Raw genomic sequence first — 16,583 nt, forward strand, 5'->3', positions numbered from 1 at the left:
CCGCGGACGGGCCGCCGGACGGTGAGGGAGGCCGCCGATGCTGCTCGTCCTCCGGATCGTGGTGGGGCTGCTGGTGATCGCACACGGCCTCGTCCACCTCCTCTACCTGGCCGCGGACACCCCCGAGTTCTCGTTCGACCGGTCGTGGCTGCCCCGGGCGGCACGGCGCCCCGTCGGCCTGGCCCTGATGGCCTTGACGGTGCTCGGCTTCGCGTTGCTCGGGCTGGCGGTCTGGGGCGTGCCGGGCCTCGCCCCCGCCTGGCCGCAGATCGCCGCGGCCGCCTCGCTGGTGTCCGCACTGCTGATCGTCCTGTTCTGGACCACCCGGCTGATCTTCGGGGTCGCGATCGACGCCGCGCTGCTCCTCGCGGCCGTGACGCGGCCGGAATGGGTGGACGCCCTCATCGGCACGGAAGGATGACCTTCCCGCGGCGACCACCGCCTCTGCGGCGCGGAGGCGGCGTTCCGGGGTAGACCACGGGTGTGGAAGCGACTCCGGCCGGAACCCGGTTCCGGCTCCTCACCTACAACATCCGCGCCATGCGGGACTCGCGTCCGGCCCTGTACCGGGTGATCCGCGCGTGCGGCCCCGACGTGGTCTGTCTCCAAGAGGCGCCGCGGCTGCTCCTCTGGTGGCTGCACCGGTGGGCCCTGCGGCGCGCGACGGGCCTGGTCCCCGCCGTGGACCGGCGCTCCTGCGGGCTCGCCGTGCTCGTGCGGCCCGGGGTCGCCGTCCTGGACGCCCGGCACACGCTCCTCACCCGGCGCCGCGGCCTGCACCGCCGCGCCGTCTCCGCCGCCCTGCTGGAGATCGGCGGGCACACCGTCGCCGTCGCCTCCACCCACCTGGATCTGGAGGAGTCGGCCCGGTGCGACCACGCCCGTGAGGCCCTGGAGCACCTGCGCCGGTTCGCGGGCGGGGCCCCGCGCGTCCTGGCGGGAGACGTCAACGGCACACCCGGGGGCGCGGCGTGGCGGATCATCACCGCGGAGCTGTCCGACGCCGGTGCCGCGGCCCCGATCGGGGAGGCAGGCACCTTCACCGCGCGTCGGCCCCGCCGCAGGATCGACGCCGTCTTCACCGGCCCGGGCCTCCGGGTCCTCGGCTCGGGGGTGCCCGTGGACGACCTCGCCCGCGCCGACGTACGGGCGGCCAGCGACCACCGGCCGGTCATCGCCGACCTGGCCCCGGACCCGCGCACGGAGCGCTGACCCCGGGGAGGGCGGGGCCCCTCCCGCCCGGCCGCGCCGACGGAGGTCAGCCGGCCTCGGTGGCCTCCTCGGACCGCTCGTCCTTCTCGGCCTGGCGGGCGGCCTTCCTCTCCTCCTTGAGGGCCTTCTTCTCGGCCTTGCGCTTGGCCCGCTCGACGCGCTTGCGCTCCTTGGCGTCGGCGTGCTGCTCCTTGCGCTCCTCCTTGGCCGCCTGCTCCAGCTCGCGCTTGACCGACTGGGCGTAGCGGTCCACGTACTCCTGGCCGGAGAGGGACAGCAGGGCGTACATGATCTCGTCGGTCACCGCGCGCAGAACGCGGGGGTCCTTCTCCATGCCGTAGTAGCGGGAGAAGTCCAGCGGCTCACCGAAGACGACCTTGGGCCGGATGCCGAGCTTGGGCACGGTGCGCCCGGGCGGCATGATCTTGTCGACGTTGATCATCGCCATCGGCACGACCGGGGCGCGCGACTCCAGGGCCAGGCGCGCCACACCGGTGCGGCCCCGGTACAGGCGGCCGTCGGGCGAGCGCGTGCCCTCCGGGTAGATGCCCAGCAGCTTGCCCTGCTTGAGCACCCGCAGCCCGGTGCGGAGCGCGCCCTCGCTCGCCTTGCCGCCCGACCGGTCGATGGGGATCTGCCCCACCCCGGTGAAGAACAGCCGACTGATCAGCCCCTTGGGGCCGGTCCCGGTGAAGTACTCGGCCTTCGCCAGGAACGTGATCTTGCGCGGCAGCGGCAGCGGGCCGAAGAAGTGGTCCGAGAACGACAGGTGGTTGCTCACCATGATCGCCGGACCGGTGCGCGGCACGTTCTCGACGCCCTCGGCGCGCGGTTGCCACAGCACCGCCAGCACCGGGCCCAGAATCGCCTTCACAACCCAGTAGAACACCGAGACTCACCCCCGCACCCGCGGGCGGTGTCCGGACACGCGTGCCACGATCGCCTTCCCGCTTCCACGAACAATCCTGGCCATCTTCGCATTGGTCGGGACCGACTACCAATGCAGGTCCCGCCGCCGTATGGACCCCGGGGTACCGGAAGGCCCGCGCGCGGGTTAACTTCGTAATCCGCGCCCGACGTCCCGACCGCCCGCCCGAGGAGCGTCCCATGCCGCTGCTGCCCGGCGCCGAACCCTACAGCGCACACGGGGGCCCCACGGGCGTCCTACTGTGCCACGGGTTCACCGGTTCCCCCCAGTCGATGCGCCCCTGGGCCGAGCACCTGGCGCAGGCGGGCCTCACGGTCGAGGTGCCCTTGCTGCCCGGCCACGGGACCACCTGGCAGGAGATGAACCTCACCACCTCCGACCAGTGGTTCGCGGAGGTCGAGCGGGCGCTGGAGGACCTGCGCGGGCGCTGCGACGAGGTCTTCGTCATGGGCATGTCCATGGGCGGGTGCCTGGCGCTGCGGCTGGCCCAGGAGCACCCCGGCGCGGTCGCGGGGGTGGTGCTGGTGAACCCCTCGCTGGCGCTGGAGAACCCGCTGCTGCTGGTGGCGCCGCTGATCAAGGGCCTGGTGCCGTCCACGGCCGGGCTGGCCGACGACATCAAGCGGCCCGGGGCGCACGAGGTGGGGTACGACCGGGTGCCCACCGCGGCGGCCGCGACACTCCCGAGGCTGTGGCGCGCGGTCCGCAGGGGCATGCCCGCGCTGCGTGCGCCGGTTCTGGCCTACCGAAGTCCGGAAGATCATGTCATCGGGCCGCAGAGTCTGCGTATCCTCACGAGTAAGGCGGTCAACACCACGGTGGCCGTCCGCTCGCTGGGCGACAGCTACCATGTCGCCACCCTGGACAACGATGCCGCCGCGATCTTCGAGGGCAGCCTCGGCTTCGTGCGCGAGCACAGCAGAAGCGGGGAAGGACGACAGCGATGACGCATCGCCGCGGCAACGGACTGCTCGCGGACGCCTATGTGCCGCTCATCCTCCTTCCTCCGGCCTCGGCCGACCTGATGCTGGAGGCGCTCGGGCGGGCGGGGATCGCCGCCTACGCGATCCGCCTGGACGCGGGGGTGCCCGACGCCTCCCCGGAGGCGGGGGCCACCGCCACCGACCACCTGTACGTGGACGAGCGCGAGCGGGAGGCGGCCGAGCAGGTGCTCCGCGCCGAACTCCCCGACCTGGAGGAGGACGCCGCCGACCGGGGCGCCGCCGGACCGGCCGCGGAGGCCGGGGACCGCGCCGGCGGAGCGGAGGCCGAGTCGGGGGGCGCCCGGGACGAGGACGACGTCTGGGCCGACCTGGTGGCGCGCTTCTACGAGTCCGGGACGGAGGGCGACGACGGGCCGCCGGCCTGGCCGGACGCCGAGAACGTCGCCCCGCGGCGCACCGGCCGGGCGGGGGCCACCGACCCGGCCGCCGAGGACACCGCCCCCTCCCCGATCGCCGACGACGAGGACGAGGACGAGGACGCCGCCGAGCGGCGCGGCGGCCGCGCCGCCGAGGACGACGGGGACCACTTCGTTCCGCCGCCCCCGCCCCCGCTGCCCCGCGGCGACATGCTCGGCCGCCTGGCCTGGGGCGGGCTGTTCGGCGGCCCGGCGGTGCTGCTGGTGTCGATGCTGATGGGCACGCGGCCCGGGTGGCTGGCGTTCTGCGCGGTGGCGGCCTTCATCGCCGGGTTCGTGGTGCTCGTGGTGCGGATGGGCGACCGCGCCTCCGGCGACAACGGCCCCGACGACGGCGCGGTCGTCTAGGCCGGCGCCCGGACGCGTTCATGGGTTTCGAAGTCCCCCTGTGGCGGACGATCGCGGTCTTCCGCGCCGCCTCCCTGGCCTACGCCGTCTACCAGGTCGTCGGCGCCCACCGGCTGCTCGCCCACCCGCTGGGCGCGGCGGCGGTGCTGGTGGTGATGGCGGGCTGGACGGTGTTCACCGTGTGGGCCTACGGCCGCGGGCGCGGGCGCATGGACGAGCGGGTGCTGGCGGCCGCGGACGCGGTGGTCGCCTTCGCCTGCCTGGCCTCGACCGCCCTGGTGGTGGAGCCGGTCTATCTGCGCCACGCCCCGCCGCTCACGTCGACCTGGTTCGCGGGGGCGGCCCTGGCGGCGGCGGTGGTGGGCGGCCGCCGGTGGGCGCTGTGCGTGGCGCTGGGGCACGGGGTGGTGGACATCGCGATGCGGGTGTCGCTGGGCCTGGAGATCACGGCGGCGGTGCCGCGCGGGGTGGTGCTGCTCCTGCTGGCCGGGTACTCGATGGGCTACCTGGCGCACTACGCGCTGCAGGCCGAGCGGCGCCTGGCCGAGGCGGTGGAGATCGAGGCGCGCACCGCCGAGCGGGAGCGGCTGGCGCGGTCGATCCACGACTCGGTGCTCCAGGTGCTGGCGATGGTGCGGCGCCGCGGCGAGGAACTCGGCGGCGAGGCGGGGGAGTTGGGGCGCCTGGCGGGCGAGCAGGAGGTGCGCCTGCGCACCCTGGTCGGCAGCGGCCCGTCGGCCGCGCGCGGCGAGGGGGCCGGGGGCGGCGGGCGTCCGCCCGTGACGTCGGGCTCCTCCCGCCCCACCCCCTCCTCCCCTTCCCCTTCCTCTTCTCCGCGGGGCGGCCCCTCCCCCGCCGCCGACCTGCACATGGCTCTGGCGGAGTTGGCGTCGTCCCGGGTGACGTTCGCGGGACCGGCCGACCCGGTGCGCATGCCCGCGCACGCGGTGTCCGAGATCCGCGCGGCCGTGGAGGCCGCGCTGGCCAACGTCGACCGGCACTGCCCGGAGGGGACCCGGGTGTGGCTGCTGCTGGAGGACGAGGGCGGCGAGGTCGCGGTGACCGTCCGCGACGACGGCCCGGGGATGCCCGCCGACCGCCCGGAGGAGGCCCGCGAACAGGGGAGGCTGGGGATGTCCCAGTCGATCCGCGGCCGCATCCGGGACCTGGGCGGAACGACGGAGGTGATCACCGCCCCGGGCGAGGGCACGGAGATCGAGATGAGGATCCCGGTCCGCGGGCAGGAGTGACCGCCGGATCGTCCCCGTCGCCGCCTCCGTCCCCACGGCCTCGAATGGGTCGGAGCGGCGGCGACGAAGGACAGCGTCGTCGGCGCCTTCTTCCTGGAACTCCGGCGGCGTGATGGACGGCCGGGGCCCATGAGCGGGGTGCCTGCCGGCCCGTGGCGGCGACGGCGTATACGCCCGGTGGTCGACAGCGCTCCTGGAACTGCCGTCGGCCTCGGTCGTCGCCGCCCCTTCGCCCTACCTCAGGGCCAGGTCGGCCGCGCCGATGATGCCCGCCGGTTCTCCGCCCAGTTCGGCCAGGCGGATCTCGGCCAGCCTGCGGGTCGCCCGGCCCGTGACGGCCCGTGCGTAGGCCGCGCGCGCCGGTTCCAGCAGGATCTCGCCCGCAGCCGACACTCCCCCGCCGACGACGAAGCACTCCGGGTCCAGGATGGCGGCCAGGTCCGCCAGCCCTTGGCCGACCCACTCCCCCACCGCGGCGAAGCACCGCAGGGCCGCCGGGTCGCCCTCCTGGGCCGCGCGGGTCACCTCCGGCCCCTCGACGGCCTCCGGGTCGCCGCCCGCCGCCTCCAGCAGGCGTGCGGCCTCCTTCGGCTCCGCCGCCGCCAGCGCACGCGCCTCGGCGACCAGCGCGCTCCCGCTGGCGTACTGCTCCCAGCACCCCTGGTTGCCGCAGGCGCACCGGCGGCCGAACGGCACCATCCGGTAGTGGCCGATCTCCCCGGCCGCGCCGAAGCGGCCGCGCCGAAGCTCCCCGTCGACGATCAGCGCGCCGCCGACCCCGGTGCCCAGGGTGACGACCACGGCGTCGCGGCAGCCCCGACCAGCGCCGAAGCGGAACTCGGCCCATGCGGCGGCGTTGGCGTCGTTCTCCACGACCACGGGAAGGTCGACGCGGCGGGCGATGCGGTCCCGTACGGGGTCGTCGGCCAGTCCCAGGTTGCCCGCGAGCACGATCCGCGAGCGCGTCTCGTCGACGAAGCCCGCCGTTCCCACGCCGACCGCCGCGGGCGCCGCGTCCTCGCCCTCGCGCAGCTCCCGCACGAGCCCGGCCACCGCCTCGGCCAGCTGCTCCCCGTCCCCGCGGGGCGTGGGCGCCTTGGCGCGGCGCAGGATGCGCCCCTCAGGGTCGACGGTGCCCGCGGCGATCTTCGTGCCGCCGATGTCGACGCCGATGGTCAACGCCATGGGGTGTGCTCCTCGCGTGTGCCGGGACGGACGGTGGGCCGAATGGAGTAAACCAAAGGTTTGGACCACTCGGTTCCACCAGCCCCCGGTAATCCGGGGCGGCCACCGGAACGGACCCCGTCGGGCGCCGGCCTTCTCCAGGGCCGCATCGCCCGGTGAGGGTCTACCCCTCCCCGCCCTCGGTGATCTCGCGGCCGCGCGCGGCCTGTGGCCCGCGCTCCTCGCGCGCCTCCCGCTCCCGGCGCTCCCGGGCCTCGCGCTCCTCGCGCTCGCGGCGCTGGCGCTCGAACTCGTCGCCCGCGATCCGCCAGCTCTCCTGCACCGCCCCGAACAGCGCGGCCCCGGCGCGGCCCAGGTGCCCCGCGACCTCGGGCGCCGCCGTGCGCACCACGCCCGCCAGCCGGTCCAGCGCGGGCTCCGGCGGGGCCTGCTCCTCGCGGATCGCCTGCTCCCACACGTCGCCGGTGCGCGGCGGCGGGGAGGCGACGGTGGACACGCCCTTGCGCACGCCGGCGATGATCAGCTTGCGCTGGAGGGAGTCCACCAGCCGGATCGCGTCGTCGATGAGGTCCGCCGAAGGTCCGGCCTCGCGGCCGTCGCCGCCCCGGGCGGGCTCGCGGTCCCGCGGGGCCGCCCCGGGCGCCGCGCCGCGCCCGGCGGCCGGGGCCCCGCCGTCTGTGCGCTCCTCGGCCGCGCCGTCCTCCCGGCCGTTCGCGCGCGCCTCGCCGTCGGACTGTGCCATGGTCGCCCACCCCTGCTCGTCTAGCCGGACTCACCGACCACGGTAGCCGCCCGCGCGCGGGTGCGGCCGCCGGGCGGCCGGGAACCGGGGGAAACCCCGAGCCGTTTCAGGGACGCCCGCCCCCGTCCAGGGGATAATGCCCGCCTGGGGAGCGGGATCGGCCCTGTTCGGTCACCATCCGATACCGAACCTGGAACCGGTTCTACCGACGAGTAGCCGAACTTGTTACCGTCGTCACGTCCCCTCGCCGACCCCGTCTGTCCAGGAGCCGCACGTGCGCGAATTCAGCCGACCCGTCAAGGCAGAGATCTCCTCGGACGCGCGCCTGCCCGATACCGTGTTCGCGCGCGCCGAACAGGAGCCCACCGCCGTCGCGCTCCGCCGCCAGGAGTCGGGCCAGTGGCGCGACGTCACCTGCAAGGCCTTCCGCGACGACGTCGTGGCCATCGCCAAGGCGCTGATCGCCGCAGGCATCGAGCACGGCGACCGCGTCGGACTGATGGCCCGCACGCGCTACGAGTGGACCGCCGCCGACTACGCGGCCTGGTCGGTCGGCGCCGTCACCGTCCCGATCTACGAGTCCTCCTCCGAGGAGCAGGTCCAGTGGATCCTCGGCGACTCGGGCAGCAAGGCCGTCCTCGTCGAGACCGCCGAGCACGCCGCCCGGGTGGAGGCCGTGCGCAAGGAGCTGCCGGAGCTGGCCCACGTGTGGGTGATCGAGGACGGCGGCATGGACCGCTTCCTCGCCACCGGCGCCGACGTCGAGGAGTCGGCCGTCGAGGAGCGCCGCACCGCGGGCGGCGTGGACGAGCTCGCCACCCTCATCTACACCTCGGGCACCACCGGTCGCCCGAAGGGCTGCGAGCTGACCCACCGCAACCTGCTCTTCACCATCCTCAACGTCATCCAGGGCCCGCTGGAGGAGGTCTTCACCCTGGAGGGCCGCTCCACGCTGCTCTTCCTGCCGCTGGCGCACTCCTTCGCCCGCATCATCCAGATCGGCTGCATCGAGTCCAAGACCATCCTGGGGCACTTCCCCAGTACCGGCCCCGAGCTGATCGACGCCCTCGGCGTGTACAAGCCGACCTTCCTGCTGGCCGTGCCGCGCGTGTTCGAGAAGGTCTTCAACAAGGCCGAGCAGAAGGCCACGGCCGAGGGCCGCGGCAAGATCTTCAACGCCGCCGCCGAGACCGCCGTCGCCTACAGCCGCGCGCTGAGCACCGGGCGCGTCCCGCTGGGGCTGCGCCTGCGGCACGCGCTGTTCGCCCGGCTCGTCTACGGCAAGATCCTGGCGGCGGTCGGCGGCCAGGCCAGCTACGCCGTCTCCGGCGGGTCGGCCCTGGGCGAGCGCCTGGGGCACTTCTTCCGGGGCGTGGGCCTGACCATCATCGAGGGCTACGGCCTGACCGAGACCTCCGCGCCCACCGCCGTGAACACCCCGAGCCTGAACAAGATCGGCACCGTCGGCGCGCCGTTCCCCGGGGTGTCCATCCGCATCGGCGAGGACGGCGAGGTGCTCTGCAAGGGCGACCACATCATGCGCGGCTACTGGAACAACGAGGCCGCCACCAAGGACGCCTTCGACGAGGAGGGCTGGTACCGCACCGGCGACCTGGGCTCCCTCGACTCGGACGGCTACCTGAGCATCACCGGCCGCAAGAAGGAGATCATCGTGACCGCCGGCGGCAAGAACGTCGCCCCCGCGGTGATCGAGGACCGCATCCGCGGCCACGCCATCGTCAGCCAGTGCATGGTGCTCGGGGACAACCGCAAGTTCGTCTCCGCCCTGATCACCATCGACCCCGAGGCCTTCGAGTTCTGGAAGAAGCAGAACGGCAAGAACGGCGGCGTCCCGGACCTGGTGGACGACCCGGACCTGGTCGCAGAGGTGCAGAACGCGGTGGACGACGCCAACAAGGCGGTCTCGCGCGCGGAGTCGGTGCGCAAGTTCACGATCCTGCCGATGGACTTCTCCGAGGAGGGCGGGCAGATGACCGCCTCGCTGAAGATCAAGCGGCACGTGATCACCCAGCAGTTCTCCGAGGAGATCGAGGCGCTCTACACCGAGGGGTGACCCCGGGAACGGCCGACGGCGGCCGGGAGGCCTGAGGGGAGGGGCCGGGCGCACAGCGCCCGGCCCCTCCCCTCGTTGATCGAGGCGACCGCCTCCCTCTCGCCGCCGGACGGCCGGGAGCGCCCAGGGCGGCCCACTCCGCGGGCACGGCCTCCGGAGGGCCCGCCTGGGGTTCCGGGCCGTCGTCGGGGCGCCGACGCCTCTACGGCGCTTTGAGGCGCTCTGAGGCGCTCCGCCCGCAATGCCGGGATGGCGTCCGCTCGGGTTCGGGACACCGGTCACCCCCGGAGTCGGGGCCGTCCTCGGTACCGCGCCGGCCGCGCCCACCGCCTCGGCCCGGCCGGTCGGGAATCACGCCCCGGAGGAACGCGACCGATGCCGGAGGGCCGCGGCGCCCCTCGGGGTGCCGCGGCCCTCCGTCCGCGCGTTCGCCGCGCCTAGCCCACGCGCACGGCGGAGTGGAAGTTCTGCTGGTAGTAGGAGTTCAGCTGAACCTCGGCCACCGGCTTGGACGGGTTGGAGGCGTGCACCATCTTGCCGCCGCCCACGTACATGCCCACGTGGTCCGGACCGTCGTAGAAGAAGATCAGGTCACCGGGCTGCATCTGGTCCCAGGACACGCTCGTGCCGGCGTTCACCTGGTCGTAGGTGGTGCGCGGCAGGTTGACCCCGGCCTCGCGCCAGGCGGCCTGCACCAGGCTGGAGCAGTCCCACACGTCCGGGCCGTTGGCGCCCAGGCTGTAGGAGTCGCCGATCTGGGCGTAGATGAAGTTGATCGCGGCCTGGGCGTTGCCGTTGCCCTGCGGTGCGGACGCGCCGCCGCCGGAGGAGTCCCCGCCGCCGTCGACGCCCTCGGTCGCCGCGGCGCGCTCCTCGGCGGTCAGCTCGTCGAGCAGGTCCTGCTGCTCCTGGATCTTCTCCTCGGCGTTGTCCTTGGCCTCCTCCGCGTCCTCCAAGCGCTCCTCGGCGTCGGACTCGGTCTCGTCGGCCTCGTTCTCGATCCGCTCGAGCTTGTTCTTCTTCTCGACGTAGTTGTCCAGCCGGTCCTGCTGGCTCTGCGAGAGGTAGCCCATGTCGGAGGCCTGGCGCAGGGCCTCCTCAGGGCCCGAGGAGGTCGCCAGGTAGGGCAGCGAGGAGAAGTCGTCGCCGCTGTAGGCCGCGGTGGCGAGGGAGCGGACGCCGGACTGCATGTCCTCCAGCTCCTTCTCGGCCTCCTTCTTGTCGGCCTTGATGTCCTCGAGCTTCTCCTGGGCGGCGTCGTGGTCCTGCTTGGCCTGGTTGTAGGCCTCCGCCTGCTCGGAGTACTCCTTCTCCAGCTCCTCGATGCGGTCGCGCACGTCGTCGGCGCTGGGGTCGGCCGACGCCGTCCCGGACAGGGCGGTCGAGGCGAGAAGGGCGCCCGCGGCGACGAAGCCCGCGGCCGCCAGACGGCGCCGGTTGGAGCCGCGCTCGCGTGGTTCGTGCACGGTGGTGGCCCACCTTTCTCCCGAGGTCCGCCTACCGGAGGGGCGCGCGCACGGTCGGGTCGGTGCCGCACTGCCCGGGGGTCGGGGGTTCTCATCCGCGCTGACGCCGGTGCGGCGGGGGGCCGCTTCGGGAGGTCGGTCGCCGTGCGCGGTGCTCCGGTCTCCGCTCCACCGGGCGCGGTGCGCCGCCGGCGGCGGAGTTCGGCGGCTCCGGACCGTCGCCGCCCGGATGGCGGCGAGAGGAACGATCCGGCTCGGCGTGGAACAGTAGTGCATCCCCGCCACGTTCTCAACCGTTTCGTTACCTTCGGGATGGAATTCCGGAGTGACCGAAATCGCCGAAACGGTCGCTTCCGCCCGCGCCGCTCGGGGGCGGCGCGGGCGGAGCACAGAGCTCGCTGTGTCGTCGGAGGGGTCCGAAACCCCACGTCAACGGAGGTAGCCGGGGCCGGAACGGGCAGAGCGCCGGACCCGGCGCCGGACCCGTCCCCGCGTCAGCGGCGGCGGCCGGGCCCCACACGGGCAGAACCTGGCCGGTTCAGACCCGGACGCCGTACATGAACTGCCCCTCCCAGTACCCCGCCAACGGGACGACCTCGATGTTCTTGCCGGTGCGCGGGGCGTGCACCATCTGGCCGTTGCCCAGGTACAGCCCGTCGTGCCCCAGGCCACTGAAGAACAGGATGTCCCCCGGCTGCAGCTGGTCGCGGCTGACCCGGGCACCCGCCTCGGCCTGGCCGTAGGTGGTGCGCGGCAGGCTCACGCCGGCCGCCCCCCAGGACCGCATGACCAGGCCGGAGCAGTCGTAGCCGTCAGGGCCGGCGGCGCCGTAGATGTAGGGCTTGCCGACCTGGGCGAGCGCGAAGTCCAGTGCGGCCCGGGCGTTGCCCGAACCGTTGTTGGCGGCGTCGGAGCCGGTGGCACCGCCACCGTCGGGGGCCGCGTCGGCCTCCGGGAACTCGGCGAGGAGGTCCTCCTGCTCGGAGATCTTCTCCTCGACCTCGTCCTTCTTGTCCTCGGCCTCGCCCTTCTTGTCCTTGGCCTCCTCAAGGGCGGAGTCCGCCTCGTCCTTGAGCTTGAAGAGGCGCTCATTGGAGTCGCTGAACTCGTCGAGCTTGGCCTTCTGGTTGTCGGAGAGCTTCCCGACGTCCGCGGCCTGGTCCATCAGGTCCTCGGGGTCCTCGACGGTCAGCGCGAACGATTTGGAGTCGAGGTCTCCACCCTGGTAGACGGCGCTGGCGATCTGCGACGCCTCCTCCTTGAGCTCCTCGTAGCGGTCCTTCTCCTCGCCGACCTGCTCATCGAGCTCGTCGGCCTTGGCCTTGGCCGCCTTGTATTCCTCGTTGGCCTCGTTGTACTCGTCGACGATCTTGCCGGCCTCTTCGTTGAGCTCGTCCAGCTTCTTCTGGACGTCCTCACGGCTCTGCTCCGGCTCGGCGCTGGCCACACCGGTCCCGGCGGACGCGATCAGACTGCCGGCCGCCACGACCCCGAGACCGGTCGCTACCCGGCGGGCCGTGCGCCGACCACCGTTGTTCGCCATGGCGGTCCACGCTCCTTGCTGGTCGGGCCCCTCGGGGGCCTGGGACGGGGGACGAGGGCCGGGCCCCGGCCTCGCGCGCGTGGCCGGGGAGCGGGGTACCGCGGTCACCGCCACGGCTCGGGGCCGGGCGACACGGCAGCACGACCGCTCGCTCCCATGGGGTTACGGGGAACCCCGGGCCCGGCGGGCGCCGCCCGGCGGGCGGCACCGGCGCCGAGGCGCACGGGGCGTTCAAGCTCCTGGGAAAAACTAGCGGACCGCTTTACCCGCCTCAACCACAACAACGAAACAGTAACGGCGCCCCACACCCGCCCCAGCGCCGTTCCTCCTGCCCAGTACGGCTTCGGCGCCCCGGCTCCGACTTGGTCACAGGTGCGTCACGCGCGGGTCGAGCACCCTTCAAGACCGCTAGGGTTCCGCCTCCCGGATGCGCCGCACACCACCCCCGATGGAAGGGCTGAGCGCGTCCCGTGCGGTGAAATCGCCGCATTTCCGCACCCAGGGTGGCGACACCGCCACCCAGAATGAGCACTCCCGCGGCCGCGTCCGCGGGAAGGGTGTCATCTCACCGGACCGGGCCGGTGCGGTCGACACGACGGCGCCGCCGTGAGAGGCGTTCACCCGTGTTGCCGCCGCGCTGCCCGCCCGGACCGAGAGCGACCTGACATCCGGCGGCAGGGCCGGGGAACCGCCCCGGGTCCGCCGTCGGTGCCGACGAGGATGACCGGCCGCACGCCCGCCGACCGACAACGCGCCGCGGCAAAGGCGGCTTTCCTTTGCCTTTGCCGCTCGCCGGCCCCGCACAGCCCGCGGCCCCCGACCCGGCGCCGCTCACCCCGGACGGGGACCGCTCGTTACCGGCCCGGGTCGAGGCGGCGCAGGAGCAGGGACGACGGCACGGGGCGCGCCCCCTCCCCGCGCACCGCGGCGATGATCTCCTTGTCCGCCGTGACCACCGACAGCGGCCGCCCCGGCGGCTCGGTCCGCACCAGGTGGACGATGAGCTCGTCCGCGGTCTCCCCCGGCTCGCTGAACAGCAGCCGCACCCGGCGCTGCCCCTGCTGCGCCGGGGCCTCCACGTCCGCGCCGTCGAACACGCAGGTGATCTCGGCCTTGGTGCGGCTGGCCAACCCCTCCAGCGCGGTCAGCAGCCGCGCCCGCTGGTCGGCCAGCGGCAGCTCCGGGTAACCGGTCTTGGTCACGTTGTAGCCGTCCACCAGCAGGTGCATCCGCGGCAGCTCCAGCAGCCGGTCGATCAGCGCCGGGTCGTCGGCGGCCGCCCCCACGTCCGGCACGGCGCGCCGCTGCTCCGCCCGGTCGTCGGCGACCAGGTCGGCCGGGGTGGCGATGGAGCTGGGCAGCGCCAGCTCGCGGCGGAGCCCGTGCGCGGCGTCCACGAGCACGTCCAGCAGCACCCGCAGCCGCGCGTCGTCGGCGCTGCGCCCCGCCCGGGCCGCCCGGCGCGCCGCCTCCACCTGCCCCTCGGCCGCCTCCAGCCGCGCCTTGAGCCGCCGGTTCTCCGCCTCGACCGCCCCCACCTGGGAGGAGGAGAGCCTGGTGCTGTCCTCGGCCTCGGCCACCGCCCGGGCGGCCCGCTCCTCGGCCTCCCGGGCCCGCTTGCGCTCGGTGTGCACCCGGCGGCGCAGGTCGGCGATGGTGCTGCGCTGCTCGCGCAGCTCCTTGCGGAACCGGTGCACCTCCTCGCGGTGCTCGGCGCGCGCCTCGTCGAGCTTCGCCCGCAGGTCGGCCAGGGCCTCGGCGGCCTCGTCGGCCTCCCGGGCGCTCTCCCGGCGCTCCAGCTCCCCGGCGACGCGGTCGACGATCCGCTCCCACCCCTCGGGGCGGACCAGGTAGGCCGCGGCCCCCACCGCCACCGGGTCGGCGGCCGGCGGGAGGACCCCCTGCCGCAGCCCCTCGGCCAGCTCGGGCCAGACCTGCTCCAGCCGGGCGGCGACCAGCGCCCGGAAGCCGGCATCGGTCTCGAGCTGGGCGGCGATCTGCGGACCGGCCAAGCGGGCGCGGCGGCGCGGCTCGAACTTGGCCACCCGGCGCAGCGCCGCGGGCAGCTCGGCCGCGCGCATGCCGCCGAGCACGTCCGAGCCGTACTCGACCACCCGGGCGCGCACGGCCTCCGGCAGCGGACGGTGCTCCCCCGAGCCGTCCGGACCATCCGAGCCGTCCGCACCGCCCGCGTCGTCCGCGCCGTCCGGCTCCCCGGGCCGCTCGTCGGACGCGCCGCCCGCCGCGCCGCCCTCCGCGCCGCCGGGGGCCGGGCCGGGCACGTCGTCAGGGGTGTCGGCGGGCTCCATCAGCCCTCCGCAGCGCTCTCGGCCGCGCCGGCGTCGGGACGGTCCACCGCCTGGACGGCGTCGTCCGCCCCGCACCAGCGGCAGCGCACCTGCTCGATGGTCTCCTCCAGCACCCGGCTCTCCTCGACCCGGGGCTCCCCGGCCAGGTCGAGGTGCACGTAGTCGCGGCTGCGCACGGTGCGCACCACGTCGAACCTGGTCAGGTTGCCGCACTGGGCGCACCGCCAGCGGCGGCCTTCGGCCGGGGCCTCGATGCTCACCTGTACCTACCTCCCTCTCACCACCACTATTCCCGCGGTCCGGGACATCTTTCCACGTCCGGGGCGCTTCACGGCTACCCTGTCGGCGTGCCCCAGCCAGCCGCCCGCGCCGCAGCCCCGGTCCAGGAGTCCCTGGACGACCTGGGCACTCCGCTGGCCGAGGGCACCTTCCTGGTGGTCGACCTGGAGACCACCGGCGGCCGCGCCGGGGGCTCGGCGATCACCGAGATCGGCGCGGTCAAGGTGCGCGGCGGGCAGGTGGTGGGCGAGTTCTCCTCCCTGGTCGATCCCGGTTCCCCGATTCCGGCGCACATCACCCTGCTGACCGGCATCACCCAGGCGATGGTGGCCACCGCCCCGCCGATCGGGTCGGTGCTCCCGGCGTTCCTGGAGTTCGCGAACCTGGACGGCGGGACGGTGCTGGTGGCCCACAACGCCCCCTTCGACGTGTCGTTCCTCAAGGCCGCCTGCGCCGAGCAGGACCGGCCCTGGCCCCGCCCCCGGGTGGTCGACACCCTCCCCCTGGCCCGCCGCCTGGTCACCCGGGAGGAGGTGCGCGACCACAAGCTCGGCACCCTGGCCCGGTTCTTCGCGGTGCCCGACCGGCCGGTGCACCGGGCCCTGGACGACGCCCGCGCCACCGCCGGGGTGCTGCACGGGCTGCTGGAGCGGCTCGGCCCGATGGGGGTGCACAGCGTCGAGGAGCTGTGCGCGTTCCGCACGGCCCCCACCCGCGCCCAGCGCGGCAAGCGGCACCTGGCCGAGGGGCTCCCGGACGGGCCCGGGGTGTACGTGTTCACCGACGCCCGCGGGGAGCCGCTGTACGTCGGCAAGAGCACGTCCCTGCGCAAGCGGGTGCGCTCCTACTTCACCGCCGCCGAGACGCGCGGCCGGGTGCGCGAGATGGTCGGCCTGGTCGAGGCGGTCACCCCGATCCCGTGCGCCACCGGGCTGGAGGCCGAGGTGCGCGAGATGCGGCTGATCGCCGAGCGCAAGCCGCCCTACAACCGCCGCTCCCGCAACCCCGAGCGGGCGAGCTGGCTCAAGCTCACCCCCGACGCCTTCCCCCGGCTGTCCAAGGTGCGCACGGTCCGCGACGACGGCGCCCCCTATCTGGGGCCCTTCACCTCGTCCCGGGAGGCCGAGCTGGCCCGGGAGGCGCTGCTGGACGCCTTCCCGCTGCGCCAGTGCACCCGCAGGATCGGCCCACACGGCGGCGCGGGTCCGGCGTGCGTCCTGGCGCAGATGGGCCGGTGCGGGGCGCCCTGCACCGGCGGGGAGACCCCCGAGGAGTACGCCGAACACGCCCGGGCCGCCCGCGAGGCCATGGTCGGCGACCCCGGGGAGGTGGTGCACGCGCTGCGCGGCGCCATCGCCGACCTGTCGGCCGGCCTGCGCTACGAGGAGGCCGCGGTGCGGCGGGACCGGCTGGCCGCGTTCCTGCGCGGCGCCGCCCGGTCCCAGCGGCTGGCCGCGCTCACCGGCATCGGCGAGCTGGTGGCCGCCCGCCCGCTGGCGGGCGCCCCCGGCCGCTGGGAGGTGCACGTGGTGCGCCGGGGACGGCTGGCCGCGGCCGCGGTGATGGCGCCCGGCGCCGACCCGAACGCGTTCGTCGCCGCGCTCACCGCCACCGCCGAGACCGTCCCGCCCGGACCCGGCCCGGCCCCGGCGGCCGCGCCCCAGGAGAGCGAGTGCGTGCTGCGGTGGCTGGAGTCGCCGGGGGTGCGGCTGGTCGACCTCGACGCGCCCTGGACATGCCCCGCCCGCGGCGCCGAACGCCACCGCGAGCTGACAGACTGGGCGCGGGAGGCCGCCGAGGCCGCCGCCGAGCCGAGCTGACACCGAC

Annotated in this window: 14 protein-coding genes; 7 read left to right on the forward strand and 7 right to left on the reverse strand. The window is 74.7% G+C overall.

Annotated features, from left to right (window positions below):
- The first annotated feature begins 37 nt into the window (after positions 1-37).
- Together O4U47_RS18845 and O4U47_RS18850 are read left to right on the forward strand one after the other, a co-directional pair.
- Positions 38-421, forward strand: coding sequence for a hypothetical protein (locus O4U47_RS18845; protein ID WP_270679213.1), 384 nt, complete (start codon positions 38-40; stop codon positions 419-421).
- Between the two features lie 62 nt (positions 422-483).
- A complete protein-coding gene (locus O4U47_RS18850) occupies positions 484-1,212 on the forward strand; it encodes an endonuclease/exonuclease/phosphatase family protein (RefSeq protein WP_270679214.1) in 729 nt (242 codons plus the stop codon).
- A 46-nt stretch (positions 1,213-1,258) separates the two neighbouring features.
- On the opposite strand, the gene O4U47_RS18855 is transcribed toward O4U47_RS18850, so the two are convergent.
- Positions 1,259-2,101 carry a lysophospholipid acyltransferase family protein gene (locus O4U47_RS18855; RefSeq protein ID WP_270679215.1) on the reverse strand — a complete coding sequence of 281 codons (843 nt, stop codon included), beginning with the start codon at positions 2,099-2,101 and terminating at the stop codon, positions 1,259-1,261.
- A gap of 218 nt (positions 2,102-2,319) precedes the next feature.
- On the opposite strand from O4U47_RS18855, the gene O4U47_RS18860 reads away from it, so the two are divergent.
- From O4U47_RS18860 to macS, 3 genes are read left to right on the forward strand one after another with little or no spacing between them, the layout of a single operon-like run.
- A complete protein-coding gene (locus tag O4U47_RS18860; protein WP_270679216.1) occupies positions 2,320-3,087 on the forward strand; it encodes an alpha/beta hydrolase in 768 nt (255 codons plus the stop codon).
- Positions 3,084-3,908, forward strand: coding sequence for a hypothetical protein (locus O4U47_RS18865; RefSeq protein WP_270679217.1), 825 nt, complete (start codon positions 3,084-3,086; stop codon positions 3,906-3,908). Before O4U47_RS18860 ends, O4U47_RS18865 begins: the two co-directional genes overlap by 4 nt.
- Before the next feature lie 20 nt (positions 3,909-3,928).
- Positions 3,929-5,158 (forward strand): MacS family sensor histidine kinase, encoded by a 1,230-nt coding sequence (macS, locus tag O4U47_RS18870; protein WP_270679218.1) that lies wholly within the window; start codon positions 3,929-3,931, stop codon positions 5,156-5,158.
- 234 nt (positions 5,159-5,392) lie between these two features.
- On the opposite strand, the gene O4U47_RS18875 is transcribed toward macS, so the two are convergent.
- Together O4U47_RS18875 and O4U47_RS18880 are read right to left on the reverse strand one after the other, a co-directional pair.
- Positions 5,393-6,343 carry an ROK family glucokinase gene (locus O4U47_RS18875; protein ID WP_270679219.1) on the reverse strand — a complete coding sequence of 317 codons (951 nt, stop codon included), beginning with the start codon at positions 6,341-6,343 and terminating at the stop codon, positions 5,393-5,395.
- Positions 6,344-6,506: 163 nt separating this feature from the next.
- Positions 6,507-7,085, reverse strand: a complete 579-nt coding sequence (locus O4U47_RS18880; protein ID WP_270679220.1) for a hypothetical protein — start codon at positions 7,083-7,085, stop codon at positions 6,507-6,509.
- 274 nt (positions 7,086-7,359) lie between these two features.
- Between O4U47_RS18880 and O4U47_RS18885 the strand changes: the two genes are divergently transcribed.
- Complete coding sequence (locus O4U47_RS18885) at positions 7,360-9,159, forward strand: AMP-dependent synthetase/ligase (protein ID WP_270679221.1); 1,800 nt, start codon at positions 7,360-7,362, stop codon at positions 9,157-9,159.
- Positions 9,160-9,596: 437 nt separating this feature from the next.
- On the opposite strand, the gene O4U47_RS18890 is transcribed toward O4U47_RS18885, so the two are convergent.
- The 4 genes from O4U47_RS18890 to O4U47_RS18905 form a co-directional block, all read right to left on the reverse strand.
- Entirely contained in the window at positions 9,597-10,625 is a 1,029-nt protein-coding gene (locus tag O4U47_RS18890) for a C40 family peptidase (protein WP_270679222.1), read from the reverse strand.
- Positions 10,626-11,163: 538 nt separating this feature from the next.
- The gene (locus O4U47_RS18895; protein ID WP_270679223.1) at positions 11,164-12,168 is read right to left on the reverse strand and encodes a C40 family peptidase; all 1,005 of its coding nucleotides are present in this window, start codon (positions 12,166-12,168) and stop codon (positions 11,164-11,166) included.
- 854 nt (positions 12,169-13,022) lie between these two features.
- Positions 13,023-14,477, reverse strand: coding sequence for an NYN domain-containing protein (locus O4U47_RS18900; RefSeq protein ID WP_270679224.1), 1,455 nt, complete (start codon positions 14,475-14,477; stop codon positions 13,023-13,025).
- Complete coding sequence (locus tag O4U47_RS18905) at positions 14,477-14,737, reverse strand: hypothetical protein (RefSeq protein ID WP_270679225.1); 261 nt, start codon at positions 14,735-14,737, stop codon at positions 14,477-14,479. The genes O4U47_RS18900 and O4U47_RS18905 overlap by 1 nt, the downstream gene beginning before the upstream one ends.
- A gap of 87 nt (positions 14,738-14,824) precedes the next feature.
- On the opposite strand from O4U47_RS18905, the gene O4U47_RS18910 reads away from it, so the two are divergent.
- On the forward strand, positions 14,825-16,576 hold the full coding sequence (locus tag O4U47_RS18910; protein ID WP_270679226.1) for a DEDD exonuclease domain-containing protein: 1,752 nt from the start codon (positions 14,825-14,827) through the stop codon (positions 16,574-16,576).
- The last annotated feature ends 7 nt before the right edge of the window (positions 16,577-16,583 follow it).

Source organism: Nocardiopsis suaedae, from assembly GCF_027706745.1.
GTDB classification, from domain to species: Bacteria; Actinomycetota; Actinomycetes; order Streptosporangiales; family Streptosporangiaceae; genus Nocardiopsis_A; species Nocardiopsis_A suaedae.

Excerpts from the sequence above, each read along its gene's own strand:
- O4U47_RS18845 (WP_270679213.1), top strand. The coding sequence starts at position 38 with ATGCTGCTCGTCCTCCGGATCGTGGTGGGGCTGCTGGTGATCGCACAC.
- O4U47_RS18860 (WP_270679216.1), top strand. The coding sequence starts at position 2,320 with ATGCCGCTGCTGCCCGGCGCCGAACCCTACAGCGCACACGGGGGCCCC.
- O4U47_RS18865 (WP_270679217.1), top strand. The coding sequence starts at position 3,084 with ATGACGCATCGCCGCGGCAACGGACTGCTCGCGGACGCCTATGTGCCG.
- macS (WP_270679218.1), top strand. The coding sequence starts at position 3,929 with ATGGGTTTCGAAGTCCCCCTGTGGCGGACGATCGCGGTCTTCCGCGCC.
- O4U47_RS18875 (WP_270679219.1), bottom strand. The coding sequence starts at position 6,343 with ATGGCGTTGACCATCGGCGTCGACATCGGCGGCACGAAGATCGCCGCG.
- O4U47_RS18880 (WP_270679220.1), bottom strand. The coding sequence starts at position 7,085 with ATGGCACAGTCCGACGGCGAGGCGCGCGCGAACGGCCGGGAGGACGGC.
- O4U47_RS18895 (WP_270679223.1), bottom strand. The coding sequence starts at position 12,168 with ATGGCGAACAACGGTGGTCGGCGCACGGCCCGCCGGGTAGCGACCGGT.
- O4U47_RS18900 (WP_270679224.1), bottom strand. The coding sequence starts at position 14,477 with ATGGAGCCCGCCGACACCCCTGACGACGTGCCCGGCCCGGCCCCCGGC.